Genomic DNA, 16,175 nt, shown 5'->3' with positions numbered 1-16,175 from the left:
TAAGGCACCTTTATTCTTTGCACCCTTTACTTTATAGTAGAAGCACCTAATAATGATTCAGGGGTCATACCGATTGCTAGAAGACTAACTTTAGCGTAGCTGATATGTTTAAATTCAATAAAAGCTTGTTTTAATACTGCTGAATCAGAGTCATCTTTTAAACTTTGAAATTCTTTTTTATATAGGCGTAAAACGGAACCATGTACAAAACATGGTGCGTTATTGCCTGGATCTTCATCTGTAATTAAACATCCCAGATATTGATACTTAAATTGTAAGGCGCGGGTTAAATTAATCACATCTACCAGTTTTTCAAAAAGGGCAGGATACGAATTTTTTACTGCTTCAAGGGCTTCTTTGGCGGCCTTTAAATCATCTTGGCTGGATAAAGTTATCATAATTTCCCCATCCTATTCTTCGTCCCATGGTTTTTTTAAACTAATATACCCAGCTAATTCTTTACTTTTTTGTCGTCTGAATTTACGCATTTCAGCTCTTTCTTTGCCAGTATTGTAGAGAAATTTTTCCTCTTCTGATTCTGGTATGATGCCAGGTACTTCAACGGGTCGTTTATTTTCTCCCAAGGCTACAAATGTCAAAAATGCTGTAGCAGCAATTCTGCGCTCGCCAGTCATTATATCCTCAGCAATAACTTTACAAAAAATCTCCATGGATGTTTTTCCGGTATATGTGACAAACGATTCGACACAGACTGAATCTGTTTGATTGATGGGACATAAGAAATCAATTGAATCTGTAGATGCAGTTACACACTCTTTCACTCTGGAGTGCCTGCGCGCTGATAAGGTTGCGGCGTCATCCAGCTTTTTCATCAAAACCCCGCCAAATAGGGTGTTATAGTTATTTAAATCGCATGATAATACTTGAGCGGTATTAATAATGCGGCTTTCTTTAGCTAATTTTGCTTCCATTTTACTGGTTCCTTTCATGTGTGAATCTAAGATGTTGCCTTATACAAGTGTACGCCGCGTTACTAGGATAGTAAAATGGATATTTTTTATTTCAATCATAGACAGGATCTATGTAATTGCTTTCAATTATGCAGATTATATATCGTGTATTTTTAGGTAAAAAAAAAGACGGCTCTTCGACAAAAGAACCGTCTTCCTTCGGCTTATAGATAATTCAATCAATCTGCAGTCAATGTTCAAGTTCCCAAAGTTCCTGGAACTGACCTTTTGTGAACTGCAACCATTCTTTTGCCGCGTAGGAAAGGTAGTGATTTTTGCCCCAAATAATCGCAAGCTTCCAGCTGATTGAAGGGTTAATTACTTTGATGGACCGTACGTCTTTTGTTAGGTGACGGCAAATGCTTTCCGGCAAAAGAGATACTCCCAATTTCCAGGCTACCATTTCTTCAATAAAAGACCATTGTGAACTCTCCGAGATAATGTGAGGGTTAAATCCGGCACTGTTACAAGAAGAAATAATTCGGTCGTGTAAAACAAAATCCTTATTAAACAATATAAAAGATTCATCTGCTAATTCAGCTAAACGGATTTCCTCTCGGTATGCCAATGGGTGAGAAGGGTGAAGGATCAGCTTCAGGTCTTCTTCGATAAAAGAGAAATGTTGAAAGATGTCGTTCTTAGTCGGAAGAACGATGACACCTACATCGAGAAGGTTGTTGCCTACATCCTCTTCTATTTTTTTTGAGCCGTCTTCAACCAATTGGAAGGTGATACCGGGATACAATTCATGAAAGGATCCAATTATTTTGAGGAAAAAGTGAGCATCGAAAATTGGTGGTAATCCAATGCGGATATGACCTTTTTTTAATCCAAGAAGGTTGCCTAATTCTGTTTCCAAATTTTGAAACGCCTTATTAATTAATTTTGCTTGCCCAAGAATGATGTGTCCTGCATCCGTTAGCGCTAATTTTTTTCGAGAGCGATCAAATAGAGCAACCCCCAGTTCCGCCTCAAGGTTTTTAATCATTTTACTAATGGTTGGCTGCGTGATAAACAAATGATCAGCCGCGCGGGAAAAACTATTGAAATTCGTTACCTCAATAAAATATTGTAAATGTTTGATGTCCAATGCCACACACCTGCTTACTGTAAATTTTGGGTATATAATTATTTCACTCTTTTTATAGGGATGTTAAAGAATCTGTAGTTTCTAGTATTTAATTATTTATAACTTACCATACTGATTAGGTAAACCATGTACAAGTGAAGGGTATTGCTTCTTTAATGATCACCAGGATAATTGCGTCAAGGTCGTTTTAAAGCTGTAAAGGAAAAAAGCCTGTATTAATGGTTTTCAAAACCATTAATACAGGCTTTTTATAAACCTTCTGGACGTTTAGATAAGAGGATAATTCTTAACATACTGCGGATTGCAATAATATGGTGGTCTGGGTCCTATTTTTGGCATTGGCCAGCAATGATTCATGTATACCATCTCTTCTTTTTTATCAGAGTAGTTTTTTAACAATAACTTAACTTCAGGGTTATATTTAAAATGTTGCAAAACGGAAGCCTCCTTCATGCTTTTTTTCCTACCCTTCAACCTATTCAAACCCCCGTACAATTGAGCCAGTCCCAATCATTCGATGAAAAGTCGATATAGCTGTTCGGTTGAAGATAAGTGCTTCAAAATATCCAGCTAAATGGTTCCATGTCAACTTTTTAGAACATGCACTGCAATAGACCCTCTGACATACGGTAAAAAGAAAATCGAATTTTTCAGGAGGCTTCCCGTGAAACACAAACACCAAATACACGATATGTACGACATGAATGAACAACAGCAAATGCCGAATATGTACGACATGAATGAACAACAGCAAATGCCGAATATGTACGATATGAGTGAACAACAACAAATGCCAAATATGCACGAAAAGCATCACATGTACGGTATGCATACAAAGCATCACATGCACGATATGCAGGGTATGCATCAAAAACATCACATGCATGAAATGCACAAGATGCAGCACATGCATGATAACTACCCAATGTATCCGAACTATGGGAAGATTACACGTTACGAGGAAATCCCAATCAGTGTTCCAGAACAGCGCCAGCTCCGCCACCCCGGTCAGGAACGGCTTATGGTGCCCCGGCCGATTATTGAAAACCCGAACTACAAAGGAAGCGGGAAATTATGTGGAAAGGTAGCGCTCATTACAGGCGGCGACAGCGGTATTGGTGCTGCTGCAGCGATTGCGTTCGCTAAAGAAGGCGCCGATGTTGCGATTGCCTATTTGGATGAACACGAGGATGCGAACCGGACAAAAGCAAGGATTGAAGAACTCGGACAGCGTTGTATCTGTATGCCAGGTGACCTGCGGGATAAGAGACAGTGTGTCGCGATTGTCGAGCAAACCATACAGACGTTCGGGCGACTTGATATCCTCTGTAACCATGTTGGTATCCAATTTCAACAATTAAGTTTGCTGGACATTACTGATGAGCAATTTGATGACACTTATAAGGTGAACATATACTCTCACTTCTACACTACCAGAGCAGCGCTACCTTATTTAAGACCTGGCAGCTCGATCATTGGTACTTCCTCAGTGGTGACATATATAGGTGAGAAACAAATGATTGATTACACATCCACAAAAGGCGCTATCGTCGGCTGGACACGCGCTCTGGCGAACAACCTCGCGGATAAAGGCATTCGGGTCAACGCTGTTGCTCCAGGGAGAATCTGGACTCCGCTTATTCCGGCAAGCTTCTCTGAAGACCAAGTCGCCGTATACGGAGCTTTTAACCCGATGCGACGCGTAGCCCAACCATTTGAACTTGCACCAACATTTGTTTACCTGGCCTCTGATGATTCTCGTTTTGTAACCGGCCAGGTGCTTCATGTTGATGGTGGAGAATCTACAGCATCCTAACATTGGGAGGTGTTTGATTATATACTAACTAAACCGATTTTTCCTTAGGGGAAATCGGTTTTTTGGCAGCATGGATGTCGTCTCCAGATTAAAATCCGCCGCAGGTAAAAGATGTTTTCACTTTCATAGCCCGATACATAAGTGCAGCTTGTCTGCCCTTTTTTGTATGATTATTCATTTTGGAACGGACACAATTCATAAATTCAAAGTCACAGCGGCATGGTGAAATCCCCCGGTTCAGGCAGCGATCATGCCTCTGGCAGCATGCATCTACATCATTTAACGGTGCACCCGGTCCGCTGCACCCAGGGCCGCACCATCTATATCCAGGAAAAGGGCAAGGTGCTTGCCGCTTTTCCGGTCTTCTTTTCTTGTGCATACCAACACATCCTAAAATAGTTATTTTATAGATATAGTATGAAAAAGGGAGAATAGTGAAATGGCAAAAAGCCTCATTAGGTCAAGACTTCCACACATATTTAACACTTACTAAAGCGGTGTCCCGTGTTTAAAGGGATAACCTATTTTGAAAATCGATCATCTCTATCTTTTCGCTCGAATAAGTGCAGTTTTCGCTTAATTAGTAATTTTTTCGCTTGAATGAATGTTATTTTCGCTCAATTATCCGTTTTTTCGCTTAATCTAAGTTTTTTCCGCTTGAAGATCCGCTTATCTTAAGTTGTTCCAGCCTGGAGTATTACTTTACAAAGCTTTTGTAGACCAATTTGTAAATCCTGGTCACTTAACAAGGAATAGCTGACGCGAATATAAGGATTTTCAGGTTGTTGGACAAAACAGGCTGGACCAGGTAAAAAGGAAACATTATCTTCTTTTGCTTGCTCGAGCAATGCATGGGGATCGATGAAATCAGGAAGTGCCAACCATAGATTGAATCCTCCCTGTGGGATCTGAAACGTAACTCCCTCTGTTAAGGATGAAATGATTTCTACGGTAGTATCCCGCCGGATTTGTAAAGCGGTTCGAAGTTTTTCGAGATGAATTACCATTCTATCTGTTCGTAAAAAGGGAAGGACCGCTTTTTGGGTTATAAGCGGGCTGCCAATATCCATGAATGCTTTAACTGCGTACAGCCAGTCAAAAACCGGGCCTTCAGCGAACATGCCTGCCACTCGTAGCCCAGGTGCCAGCGTTTTGCTAAAACCTTTTAAATAAATAACATGACCATTTTTGTCAAATCGTTTAAGCGGATTTGGCGGAATATTTTGATCAAAATAAATATCGCCAAATGAGTCATCTTCTATGATGAAAAAGTGGTATAGTTCGGCAAGTTCAAGTAGTTCCCGCCTCCTTTGCTCACTCATCAGTGTCCCGGTAGGGTTGTGAAAAGAAGGGTTGACATACAGCAGGACGGGCTTCTCTTTTTGACAAACGTCTTCTAATAAATCTGGTCGAATTCCTTGTTCATCAAGCTCAATAGGGAGCAGCTTCATCCCCTTATTGACAAATACGTCAACGGCGGCTCCGTAGCATGGGCTTTCTACAATAACTGTATCTCCCGGCTTTAGTAATGTCTGGGCGATTAGGTCTATTCCTTGTTGTACACCGCTTGTGATTAATAAATTAGAAGGGTTGACAGTCAATCCTTGATGGGCTTTTAAATATTTAGCCATTTCAATACGTAGCTCTTCATCCCCTTGGACAGGTCCGTATGTGGCAAGCATCATCCGATTTTTTTCTAACATTTTTTGCATTTCATTCGCGAGAAATTGAGTAGGAAGAAGACGGGGATAGACAACGGCTTGAGAAAAATCATAATACTTTTTCTGTCGGTTGATTAAGTATTGAGACCTCACGACGTTGACTGCTAAAGAGTGCTGCCAACCGTAGGGATCGGTTAATTGCTGTGCCGTCTGTTTTTTTCCTCTAATAAATACTCCTTTTCCTGCCTGGACGAAAACATATCCTTTTGTCTCAAGCCATTTATATGCCTTGCGGACAGTCAACATACTAACATCCAACTCGTCTGCAAGTGCGCGCAATGAAGGGAGCTGTTCACCATTTGTCATAAGACCGCCCTGAATCCGCTGAACAATCTGCACGTAGATTTGTTGATATATTGGTGTATTGGATTCTTTATGTAGCACGAACTTCATGGGTTTCACCTGAGTTTCTTTTTACTATAACTTAATCCGAAAACCTTTTATATTCAACTAAAACTTCATAAGACTGTTATATACAGTGATGTACTGTTATACACGAAGTCCTCTATAATCGTTTCATTAGAGAATAGGGGGAAACTATATGATTATTTTTAATTACATTCTAATCTGCATCATTTTCGGAACAACATTCTTAACGATTAAAATCGGGATCGATGCAGGATCACCGCCGCTTTTTTCAGCAGGAGTCCGCTTCTTTGCTGCAGGCCTCCTTGTTTTGATTTTCTTCGCTTTAAAACGAATACATATCATGCCTTTGCTTTTTTCAAAAAGAATTATCTACGCCGGTTTTTGTCTAACCTTTATGACGTTTTCGACTTTATATTGGGCCGAGCAGCATATCACTTCTGGATTGGCAGCTGTTCTTTCAGCTACTGGTCCAATGATGATTGTTATGCTTCAAGCAAGGCAGAATAAAACGAAAATGAGAAGCGAACAATTCCTCGCTCTGATGATTGCGCTTGTGGGAGTGATTTGTATCTCCTTGCCTGGCTTCCACCAGCAGTTGTCTTATTTATGGGCCATGGCCTGCATGGTTATTTTAATGGGGGAGGTTTTCTATGGTATGGGTTCCATCAAGTCGAAGGAGATTTTAACTGAATTGCAGGATGTATCACCGTTTTTAGTCAATGGAATTCAGATGTTGTACGGCGGCTTGCTGCTGATCATTACCTCAATCTTTACTGAACACCCTGACCCGTCTGTATTAACTTCATGGAGTGTTCAATGGCCGATTCTCTACTTGATCTTCATCGGTTCTATCGGCGGACACGGATTATATTACTGGCTTATATCAAAAACGAATCCGGTGTTCCCGTCCACATGGCTTTACATTTCACCCTTAATTGCGGTCATCGCAGGCTATTTGTTTTTAGGAGAACCGCTCAATCCGATTATGGGAATTGGAGCCTTATTGATCCTTGCAGGTGTATTCATGGCTAACCGATCAACACTTGAATTGTATTGGAGAAAGGGAAGCTTGTTGAAAAAAGAGGTGTAGTTTTGACCGGGATCATCCAGAAAAAAAGTGCTCCAATAAAAGGAATACTTGATCGTTACGGGAACATACAAAATGGAAAGGTATCTTAAGGAGGGATTCTAGAGTGATTTATGAAATGACTGTTCAAGTTCGCGTTATGAAATTGATGAAGGACAAAAATAAAAAGTTTAATAAACAATTCTTCTTTCACTGATTAACGAATGAATAGGCTAACCCATGTTAGATAGGGCTAGCCTTTTTGAATTACTGGTATAGTTATTTAAATGAAAACAGGTTATTACTCCTGAGATCTTTGTTCAAATAACTTAACTATTTCAATCACAACATGGGTTGCTTTAATCATATTGTCGACCGAAATATATTCGAATTTGCCATGATAGTTCTCTCCACCCGTAAAAATATTCGGCGTAGGCAATCCCATATAGGATAGCTGTGAACCATCGGTGCCGCCCCGGATCGGTTTCATTTGCGGTTGGATTCCCAAATTCTCCATCGCCTGATGGGCAATATCGACAATTTCTTTTACCGGTTCAATTTTTTCTTTCATATTATAATATTGATCATTCATTTCCAGAATGATGCGGTCTTTTCCGTATTGATCTTTAAGACTTTCAACGATTCTCTCCATATTGGCTTTTCTCGTACTGAATCCGTCTCTGTCAAAATCCCTGATAATGTAGTGAAGCTTTGTTTGTTCGACACTGCCATTGATGGAAACGAGATGATAAAAACCTTCATATTCTTCTGTTGACTCAGGCGCTTCATTTACAGGGAGACTTTTGTTCAACTCCATTGCGATTTTAGCAGAGTTAACCATTTTTCCTTTTGCGGAGCCCGGGTGGATGTTGGTGCCTTTAATCGTAATCCTCGCTGCGGCGGCGTTAAAGTTCTCATACTCCAATTCGCCGAGAGGACCCCCGTCCACTGTGTAAGCATACTGAGCATTGAATGCGGAAACATCAAATTTATGGGGCCCTTTACCAATCTCTTCATCCGGTGTAAAAGCAACTCTTACTTTTCCATGCTGGATTTCCGGGTGATTAATCAAATAAACCATCGCCGTCATAATCTCTGCAATGCCGGCTTTATTATCAGCACCAAGAAGTGTCGTGCCATCTGTCGTAATTAACGTGTGTCCCTTGTAGTTCGAAAGCTCCGGGAAATCCTTTGGTGAAAGCACAATCTGTAACGCTTCATTTAAGGAAATGTTGCTCCCGTCGTAGTTCTCGACAACTTGCGGTTTTACATTGGCGCCGGTGAAATCGGTAGCTGTATCCACATGGGCCAAAAAACCGATCGTCGGCACTTGCTTTTCGGTATTGGAAGGAAGGGTAGCCATAACATATCCATTATCATCAATCGTTACATCGAACATGCCAATCGCCGTTAATTCATCAACCAGCATTTTGGCTAGCGTCAACTGCCCAGGCGTAGAAGGACAGGTGTCATTGTCTTCATTGGACTGAGTGTCGACTTTTGCATAAGAGGTAAATCTTTCAATTATTTCATTTTTCAATGTAGCTTCAACCCCCTAAATGGTTAATATCTTCATATTATCACAGTTGGAAAAATGCAGTTGGGCACTCTAAGCTTAACTGATTGGCAAAACAATTTTCACTTCGGTGCCTGTACCGACTTCACTATTGATGATAAGTTTCCCGTGATGTGCTTCTATGATGCGGTAGGTTACGGTTAACCCTAAACCTGTTCCTTTTTCCTTAGAGGAATAAAAAGGCTCTCCGAGATGTTTTACACGACTTTCATCGATCCCGCATCCATCATCCTTCATGATGATGGATATCGATTTATCTTCCCGTTCAAACTTAATTTGTATATTTTGTGAGGATGCCTCAATGGAGTTTTTAATGATATTAATGAATACTTGTTTAAGTTGGTTCGCTTCACAGGAAACCAAAGGGAGCTGATTATGGGCATCCATTAGTATTTGAGCGCCATAGTAGTTTGCTTGAGGTTCAAGCAAAGCTTTTACTTCAGTCATAAGATGGATCAGATTATGCTTTTTGAACTGCATTTCCTGGGGCTTCGCCAGCATCAGCAGTTCACTTACGATCTGATTAATCCGATCTAATTCATTCAGCATGATGGAGTAGTAATGTTGGTATTGACTCTCATTATCCTTCAGTAATTGGACGAATCCTTTTAGAGAGGTTAATGGGTTTCTGACTTCGTGGGCAACACTGGCCGCGAGTTCTCCCACTACGGATAATTTTTCGGCTTTTCTTAAGATCTTCTCGGTCTCCCGAATATGGGTAACATCCTTGGCGTAACTGATGATGCCTACTATTTGGTTATCAATCAGCATCGGAACGAACGTACAGGAGAAAAAGTGAATATTCCCATCCCGGGTCCGAAATCCGATGTCACCAGTATTCATACCTGTTTTCTCGTTTATTACATGAGTAAAGGATTCTTTCAGCTTTTCCTTCTCTTCTTGAGCCTGAAAAATGAAATCATTGACCGATGTGCCAATTAGCTCATCGTGAGGCAGTCCCATGACCGATTCGAATTGGGGGTTTACATTGGTGATGATCCCCTTTAAATCCATCATGTAAACGGGGTCGGGGTTATAATCAAATAATGATTTATATTGCTGCTTGCTTTCAGATAACTTTCTTTCCGCTTCTGCTCTTTCGGTTATATCCCGGCCGATGACAACCAGGCCTTTTCTTGAGCGATCATGATGGAACAAAGGAACTTTAATCGTATCAAATGTTTTATAATCTCCATTTGGCAACGGGATTATTTCTTCGCACCTGGTTATCGTTTCCTTTTTCCATGTTTCTTCATCAGATATTTCGCAATAGCTTAAAGCTTCCCTATAAAAGCTTGAATAATTCGCTAATTCGGAATCCCTTTTACCTTTATAGTCGACATTTTCCAATTGGAAAAGTTTAAGCCCGTATTCGTTCGATTGAATCCACCTTCCGTCTCCATCTTTGAAATTAACGAAATCTACCATCGAGTTGATCAATGTATGAAGACGCCGCTCTTCCTCATCCAATTTCGTTAGCTTTTCCCGTTTTGTAAGGAAAAGATAAAGCAGCAATCCGGTGAAAAGAATGAAAAATAAGCCCTTCGCTTTTTCAATCATCATAATGACTTCATAATCCTTAATGTACATTTCCATTAAAATATCAGTGGCAAAAACCCAGAGAATCCCTGAAATAGTATATATAATTAACACCTTTAGTTTAGACATCCTGTTTTCTCCTTCATCATTGGACCTTTGTTAATGCTACTAAATAGTCCAAAAATACCAATATATATTATATCAATTATTAGCTGAAATATATATGAAAAGTAGGAATAGGCTATAAAATTAAAAGAAATCTATTGTCATTTTAACAGGAACGCTGTGATAATTAATAATAATGGAGAAACTGGGCCGTTTTTTTAGATATTTTATGAAGAAATGATCCAAATAATTTTTTTCTCCGTTATCCTATAGAAGAAGGTGAAACCAAGAAGAGAGGAAAGGAGAGTTCCATGGCTAATAAGAAAAAAGTAAATGGCAAGAAGCTTATTGCCATTCATAATTCAAATGCCTGGGTATTTTTGCTGTTAGCGTTGACTGGGATCATTTTGTACTTGCCCGCACTCCGTCCGATACTCCTTGAAGTTCGTGTTTGGATAAAAGACGTTCACATTTATATTGGCGTTCTTTCTATAGGAATCCTCATTTGGTATGTTCCTCTGTTTGCAAAACATTATAAACAGCTGCGAAAAAAGCAGGGTGCGCACTTGAATTTGCTGTTTGTATTTCTCATTCTGGCAGGCCATGGCATAACCGGAGTTTTGTTATGGCTTCAACGTTACTTTCCATCTAAGCTCAGTTCCGTCTCATTGATTGCCCATGATTTATTAACCTGGATTCTGGTGCCTTATGCCATTTATCACTCCATTACAAGGAGTGCGCGGGTTAAAAAGGCAGGAAGGGAAAAAAGTTCTTCAAAGACTTTGAAGGAACCTTTGGTTATTGATCGGGCAAATCCTATTTTAGGCAGAAAAAGCTTTATACGATATTCAGTGGGGACCATTTTAACTTTGTCAATTGCTCCTTTTTTTCTAAAGTGGATCGGCAAAACAATGAATCTTGAAAGTGTGTTCACGTACGAGCGTAAAGTAGTGGATAAAAATAATATGATTCCTGCACCAATTCCTATGCCTGAATCTCTTGAGCCTGCTGGAGGCGGGGCAAAAGGGGAATTCAGGCCTTATACTGTAACAGAGGTTCCTGTTTTCTCAACAGACAACTGGAATTTCAGAATTGACGGCCTTGTTAATGAAAAATTAGCTTATAATTGGAAGCAATTTCTCAACATACCCCGCACTGTACAGGTAAGCGATTTTCATTGTGTAACAGGCTGGAGTGTCACGAATGTTACCTGGGAAGGCATCTTGCTCAAGGACTTTTTAAAAATGACGGGGATAAAGGAAAATGCGAAATTCGTAAAATTTTATTCAGGTGATGGGACATATACTGATTCACTTACTTTAGATCAAGCTATGATGGATGATATTATCGTTGCTGTTTTATTGGATGGCAAACCGATTTCGGGAGAATATGGTGGGCCGGTAAGGTTGGTAGTTCCAAAAATGTACGCCTATAAATCGGTTAAATGGTTAGACAGAATTGAATTGATCGATAAGGACCACACCGGGTTTTGGGAAGAAAGAGGATACAGCAAAAATGCCTGGGTGGATAAAATGGAATAAAATATTATCAAACGGGGAAACAGAGTAAACTGCTCTGTTTTTTCTTTACCTCTCTTGAGCGCACTCCATAATTTCTGCACATTTTATTGGTATGATATTGTCAAACATCAAAGGAGGAGTTATTTATATGCTGAAAAAAAGAATGAAAATGTCTATCATTTTATCCTTATTTGCAGCCCTTTTCTTAGTGCTGGGTGCCTGCTCCAACGCTAATGATGAAAGCGCAGAAAACCCAGAAGGTACAGAAAACCCAGAAGGTACAGAAAACACAGAAAACACAGAAGGCACAGAAAATATGGAAGACATGGAAGGAATGGATCATAGTAAAATGGACCATTCCAGCTCAGGTGAAGTTCCTGAAGGTTTGAAAGTAGCAGAAAATCCAACCTATGAAGTTGGAAGTCAAGCTATTATCGAAACAGGTCATATGGAAGGTATGAAGGGAGCTGAAGCAACGATTGTTGGTGCCTATGATACTATAGCCTATGCTATTTCGTATACTCCGACAACCGGTGGAGAAAGAGTGGAAAATCATAAATGGGTTATTCACGAAGAGTTTAAAGATGTTGGCGACGAAACGTTAGAACCTGGAACAGAAGTTACGGTAAATGCAACTCATATGGAAGGAATGGACGGCACGAGCGCTGAAATTGATTCTGCAGAAGAAACGACTCTGTATATGGTTGATTTCACTCCGACTACCGGCGGAGAAGAAGTTAAAAATCATAAATGGGTAACAGAAAGTGAATTATCACCGGCTGAATAATGTTTGAACAAAAATGAATATATTTTTAACTCATCAAAAGAGCTTATTCCTTAAATGGATAAGCTCTTTTTACTTGGGGCTATTTTTTGGGATTGATAAGCGTGAAAGAGTGAAAAAGAGTAACCCATGAAAAAAGAAGTCGCTATTTGAATTTAACCATATTATCTCCCATTCTCGTTATCTTTGAATACGGAAAATTACCGTTTCCGGATGATAAATGTGTCCGCAAGAAGTTCCCAATTTTGAGGGAAAGGATAACCAAGTACCCAATAACTTACACCTCTTAGCCCATAGGTTCTGACCAGGTCGAATTTTGCTTTGGCACTGCGTGCGTCTTCAAACCAGACTTCATGGGAGCGCCCTTGGCTGTCTGTATATCGATAATACGGAGACTCGGCCTCCCTGTCATATTGTATTTCTGCATTATGTTGAACAGCACGCCTGATCGCTTCCTGCATATCAAAGGTTTCTGCTTCCTGTCCTTCTTGATGTGGAACCAGCCAGTCCCGGGCATAAATCTGAAAGCCTAAAAAAATTTTATTTCTGGGTATTACTGTGACTGCGTAATCAAGGACGCGTCTAATTTCATCTATAGGGGAAATTGCCTGTGGCGGCCCTTTTCGGGCCCCCCATTCATAGGTCATCAGCACAACGAAGTCGAGAATTCGGCCGTGTGCAGGGTAATCATGAGCTTCAACCAGTAATCCTGTTTGATTGGCGCTCGTTTTTGGGGCAAGAGATGACGAGACGAAATAGCCTTCAGGATGCAGACGGCTTACAGCTCTCTGGATAAAGCGATTGTAAAACTCACGATCCCCGGGTGCCACATTTTCGAAATCTATATTCAGTCCGCGGTATCCTTTATTTCTCATTGTGCTTATGACATTTGTCAACAATCTTTCTACTAACTCTGGATTGGAAAGAATGGTATGGGCAAGCTGTGTTCCCGCTTCTGTGGCAGGAAAATTGGTGATTACCATGATTGGAACCACACCATTAGACGTGGCCGCTTGTATGGTCGGATTGTCATCAATCGCTTCCAGGCTGCCATCTGCACGCATTTGATATCCAAACGGGCTTACATAGGTCAGGTCATAGGCGACTTCCCGGACGTGCTGCGCACCGGCTTGCCCGTAAACGTTCGTAAAACCATTCACATCAATTATCTGCTTCGGCCTTCGAGGAATTCTTAACCTTTGCCCGATAGAAATAAGAGAAGAGTTTTCCAGTTGATTAGTCTGCATAATCGCTTGAATCGTCGTATTGAACCGTGCAGAAATGCTATTCAGGATATCACCTGCCCTTACTGTATAAATGATTACTGGAATAATAAGTCTTTGGTTGGGATAGATGTTGGATGGGTTAGTTAGGAGGAGGTTTCCTTCAAATTAAGAAATAATCCTAGATTATCAAAGGCTTTAATATGAAAGTGTCCAATTGTCATAAGAAGAATCTAATTTTCAAAAATAATTTGAAAAATTAAAATATTTAGTGTAATGTAAGTATAATCGATTATCAATAATCCAATTATAAGATTCGATAAGGTGTAAGTGCTTTACCTTGGGATTTCCTTGGATTCACAGCGGGAGAAGAAAATGACGATTTTATCAATCAGCCTTTGCACTCCTATATATCTCATTAAGATTAATGAGACGTACTAAGATGAGAGTGACAAAAGAAGTCGGTGGAGAACTAGAAACTGATTAACCATTTCATACAAGATATATGCCATACGATAGAATCAGTTATCAAGACAAATTATGGAGGGAATGAGGGAATATGATCATAAAGAAAAACAAATTCCAGTTACTTTTAGCCGTAAGTTTAGCCTTTGGTTTAATTACTTCTGGTTGCTCCGCTTCAAATCAAACAGCAAACTCAAACAAAAAAGAAAAGATTGATTATCCGACCAAGCAGGTTGAATACGTTGTACCTTTTGCTGCAGGAGGAGGAACCGATCTTGTTGCAAGAGCAGTAGCCCAGTTTTTAAGCAAGGAATGGGGCAAGCCGGTAACTGTAGTAAATAAACCTGGGGCAGGTGGGATTATAGGCTCCCAGGCTGTTTTACAGCAGGGAAGTAATGACGGATATACAGCATTGGCTAACGGTCCTACTAGTACCACTTTACTAACAGCAGGAATGACTAATCCCCCAGTTAAATTGAAGGATCATTTGTTTGTCTCCCAGTTCGCTGAAGATTCAATGGCCTTCACTGTTAAAGCTGATGCACGGTGGAAAGATTTTAAGGAATTTTGTGAATGGGTGAAAAAAAACCCAGAGAAGCTTACGTGGACAAGCGTTGGACCCTCAGGTCTTTCCGTATTTACCGTAGCGGAATGGTTACATGCAATTGGTGTTGATTACGATAAGACAAGAATGGTTGTAACCACTGGTGCTGCTGACGCTATGCCTAAGATTGCCGGTGGACACGCAGTATTGGGTGTCCACTCTGTCAACGAGGTTAGTTCCATGGTTGAGGCAGGCAAAGTGAAAATCTTGGCCACTCTTTCTTCAAAAAGAAGCCCGTATTATCCTGATGTACCAACCGTGGAAGAACAAGGCGTGACAGGTCTTACTACGCAATGGTGGACAGGTGTTTCCCTGCCTGTCGGGACACCAAAAGAGGTTGTTAAGAAATGGGAAGAAGCTACCGCCAAAATGGTTAAAGACCCTACCTTCATTGAAAAGCTAAAGAATTTGAAACTTGAGGCATCTTATAAGAATACAGCTGATTTTAACAATTCTGTAAAAGAAGAGGGCAAATCTTTTAGCAATTTAGCAAAAGAGTACGGACTTCAAAAGTAGCATGCAAACCAGTAGTTATTCGATGCTCAGGATAGTAAGTATTGCTTTGCTATCAATGTCTGCCATATAATGTCGCGCATTATATGGGTAATTGGTACATCACAATAATATAGTGGTGTACTTTTTTGTGTTTTTAACAAACGAGTATAATAAGAAGGTATTTGATCATTTTTATATTATCAAGACCTAAATTGAAAAAATCCTTATAAATTAAAGGACATTCCATTAATTAATATGACTAATATAATGTCCTTATTTCTGTAGCTAACGTCTCTGTTACTCTAATAAGCAAGTACGAATTAACGAATTCTAGTCTTTCGGAAGCCATCAAATACATTGATTGCCGCAGATAACATAAAGATGAAAATTCCACCTCCAACTATCCACGTTTCAAATTGCTTAGGGGTTATGGTAAATAAATCAGCCATATACGTAATAAAATCTCGGCTTATTACGTTCGGATTTCTTAATATAGCAACGAATACAACGGTTCCAATAAGCTGGAGGGCAGTATTACATATTTCCATGCTTTTCGTTCATTGTCCCTTGATTAATTTATAAATAGCTAATGCTATTTCGAAACGATCACAACAAGAACGATTGGCCAATACCAAAGTAAAAATTCATGATTTAAAGCTGGGGTCACGAATTCAAGTCCGTCTCCTCCTCCTCCTTCATATACACCTACAAAATGATTCGCATAAAAATAAAGATTTGCCCAAATCGCAGTCCATATTAAACTTCCAAATACTTCGAACTTCGTAATTGCTTTTTTCGGCTCCTCGCCATTTAGTGTGGGAAAGTTAGTGT

At 40.0% G+C, this 16,175-nt stretch carries 12 protein-coding genes and 2 pseudogenes; 5 read left to right on the top strand and 9 right to left on the bottom strand.

Going from position 1 to position 16,175, the window contains the following annotated elements; translation table 11 throughout:
- Positions 1 to 26: 26 nt before the first annotated feature.
- From ELQ35_RS20490 to cidR, 3 genes are all read right to left on the bottom strand, one after another.
- Complete coding sequence (locus tag ELQ35_RS20490; RefSeq protein WP_185861845.1) at positions 27 to 398, bottom strand: hypothetical protein; 372 nt, start codon at positions 396 to 398, stop codon at positions 27 to 29.
- Between the two features lie 12 nt (positions 399 to 410).
- Complete coding sequence (locus ELQ35_RS20485) at positions 411 to 932, bottom strand: acyl-CoA thioesterase (protein WP_126867040.1); 522 nt, start codon at positions 930 to 932, stop codon at positions 411 to 413.
- Positions 933 to 1,161: 229 nt separating this feature from the next.
- Positions 1,162 to 2,061, bottom strand: a complete 900-nt coding sequence (gene cidR, locus ELQ35_RS20480) for a cidABC operon transcriptional activator CidR (RefSeq protein WP_126867039.1) — start codon at positions 2,059 to 2,061, stop codon at positions 1,162 to 1,164.
- 862 nt (positions 2,062 to 2,923) lie between these two features.
- Here cidR and ELQ35_RS20470 point away from each other — a divergent pair.
- Positions 2,924 to 3,877, top strand: coding sequence for an SDR family oxidoreductase (locus ELQ35_RS20470; RefSeq protein ID WP_126867081.1), 954 nt, complete (start codon positions 2,924 to 2,926; stop codon positions 3,875 to 3,877).
- 88 nt (positions 3,878 to 3,965) lie between these two features.
- On the opposite strand, the gene ELQ35_RS20465 is transcribed toward ELQ35_RS20470, so the two are convergent.
- Together ELQ35_RS20465 and pdxR are read right to left on the bottom strand one after the other, a co-directional pair.
- On the bottom strand, positions 3,966 to 4,256 hold the full coding sequence (locus ELQ35_RS20465; RefSeq protein ID WP_126867038.1) for a phospholipase A2 family protein: 291 nt from the start codon (positions 4,254 to 4,256) through the stop codon (positions 3,966 to 3,968).
- Positions 4,257 to 4,551: 295 nt separating this feature from the next.
- Positions 4,552 to 5,991: a MocR-like pyridoxine biosynthesis transcription factor PdxR gene (pdxR, locus tag ELQ35_RS20460; protein WP_126867037.1), complete on the bottom strand. Its 1,440-nt coding sequence runs from the start codon at positions 5,989 to 5,991 to the stop codon at positions 4,552 to 4,554.
- A gap of 148 nt (positions 5,992 to 6,139) precedes the next feature.
- Here pdxR and ELQ35_RS20455 point away from each other — a divergent pair, with 148 nt between their 5' ends.
- The gene (locus ELQ35_RS20455) at positions 6,140 to 7,057 is read left to right on the top strand and encodes a DMT family transporter (RefSeq protein ID WP_126867036.1); all 918 of its coding nucleotides are present in this window, start codon (positions 6,140 to 6,142) and stop codon (positions 7,055 to 7,057) included.
- 277 nt (positions 7,058 to 7,334) lie between these two features.
- On the opposite strand, the gene pepT is transcribed toward ELQ35_RS20455, so the two are convergent.
- Positions 7,335 to 8,573, bottom strand: a complete 1,239-nt coding sequence (pepT, locus tag ELQ35_RS20450; protein WP_126867035.1) for a peptidase T — start codon at positions 8,571 to 8,573, stop codon at positions 7,335 to 7,337.
- 75 nt (positions 8,574 to 8,648) lie between these two features.
- Positions 8,649 to 10,277 (bottom strand): PAS domain-containing sensor histidine kinase, encoded by a 1,629-nt coding sequence (locus tag ELQ35_RS20445; RefSeq protein WP_126867034.1) that lies wholly within the window; start codon positions 10,275 to 10,277, stop codon positions 8,649 to 8,651.
- Positions 10,278 to 10,564: 287 nt separating this feature from the next.
- Between ELQ35_RS20445 and ELQ35_RS20440 the strand changes: the two genes are divergently transcribed.
- Together ELQ35_RS20440 and ELQ35_RS20435 are read left to right on the top strand one after the other, a co-directional pair.
- A complete protein-coding gene (locus ELQ35_RS20440) occupies positions 10,565 to 11,794 on the top strand; it encodes a molybdopterin-dependent oxidoreductase (protein WP_126867033.1) in 1,230 nt (409 codons plus the stop codon).
- A gap of 127 nt (positions 11,795 to 11,921) precedes the next feature.
- Entirely contained in the window at positions 11,922 to 12,560 is a 639-nt protein-coding gene (locus ELQ35_RS20435; RefSeq protein WP_126867032.1) for a DUF1541 domain-containing protein, read from the top strand.
- A gap of 197 nt (positions 12,561 to 12,757) precedes the next feature.
- Here ELQ35_RS20435 and ELQ35_RS20430 read toward each other — a convergent pair.
- Positions 12,758 to 13,930 (bottom strand): annotated as a pseudogene (locus ELQ35_RS20430) (glycoside hydrolase family 18 protein); the annotation flags it as partial.
- 409 nt (positions 13,931 to 14,339) lie between these two features.
- Here ELQ35_RS20430 and ELQ35_RS20425 point away from each other — a divergent pair.
- A complete protein-coding gene (locus ELQ35_RS20425; RefSeq protein ID WP_126867030.1) occupies positions 14,340 to 15,365 on the top strand; it encodes a tripartite tricarboxylate transporter substrate binding protein in 1,026 nt (341 codons plus the stop codon).
- Positions 15,366 to 15,664: 299 nt separating this feature from the next.
- On the opposite strand, the pseudogene ELQ35_RS23295 reads toward ELQ35_RS20425, so the two are convergent.
- Positions 15,665 to 16,175 (bottom strand): annotated as a pseudogene (locus tag ELQ35_RS23295) (hypothetical protein); the annotation flags it as partial.

Origin of the sequence: Peribacillus cavernae, from assembly GCF_003989135.1 — a bacterium.
GTDB lineage: Bacteria > Bacillota > Bacilli > Bacillales > DSM-1321 > Peribacillus > Peribacillus cavernae.
This window is presented reverse-complemented; position numbering and strand designations above follow the sequence as displayed.

Excerpts from the sequence above, each read along its gene's own strand:
- ELQ35_RS20440 (WP_126867033.1), top strand. The coding sequence starts at position 10,565 with ATGGCTAATAAGAAAAAAGTAAATGGCAAGAAGCTTATTGCCATTCAT.
- ELQ35_RS20445 (WP_126867034.1), bottom strand. The coding sequence starts at position 10,277 with ATGTCTAAACTAAAGGTGTTAATTATATATACTATTTCAGGGATTCTC.
- ELQ35_RS20490 (WP_185861845.1), bottom strand. The coding sequence starts at position 398 with ATGATAACTTTATCCAGCCAAGATGATTTAAAGGCCGCCAAAGAAGCC.
- ELQ35_RS20425 (WP_126867030.1), top strand. The coding sequence starts at position 14,340 with ATGATCATAAAGAAAAACAAATTCCAGTTACTTTTAGCCGTAAGTTTA.
- ELQ35_RS20435 (WP_126867032.1), top strand. The coding sequence starts at position 11,922 with ATGCTGAAAAAAAGAATGAAAATGTCTATCATTTTATCCTTATTTGCA.
- ELQ35_RS20455 (WP_126867036.1), top strand. The coding sequence starts at position 6,140 with ATGATTATTTTTAATTACATTCTAATCTGCATCATTTTCGGAACAACA.
- pdxR (WP_126867037.1), bottom strand. The coding sequence starts at position 5,991 with ATGAAGTTCGTGCTACATAAAGAATCCAATACACCAATATATCAACAA.
- ELQ35_RS20465 (WP_126867038.1), bottom strand. The coding sequence starts at position 4,256 with ATGCACAAGAAAAGAAGACCGGAAAAGCGGCAAGCACCTTGCCCTTTT.
- ELQ35_RS20485 (WP_126867040.1), bottom strand. The coding sequence starts at position 932 with ATGGAAGCAAAATTAGCTAAAGAAAGCCGCATTATTAATACCGCTCAA.
- ELQ35_RS20470 (WP_126867081.1), top strand. The coding sequence starts at position 2,924 with ATGCATCAAAAACATCACATGCATGAAATGCACAAGATGCAGCACATG.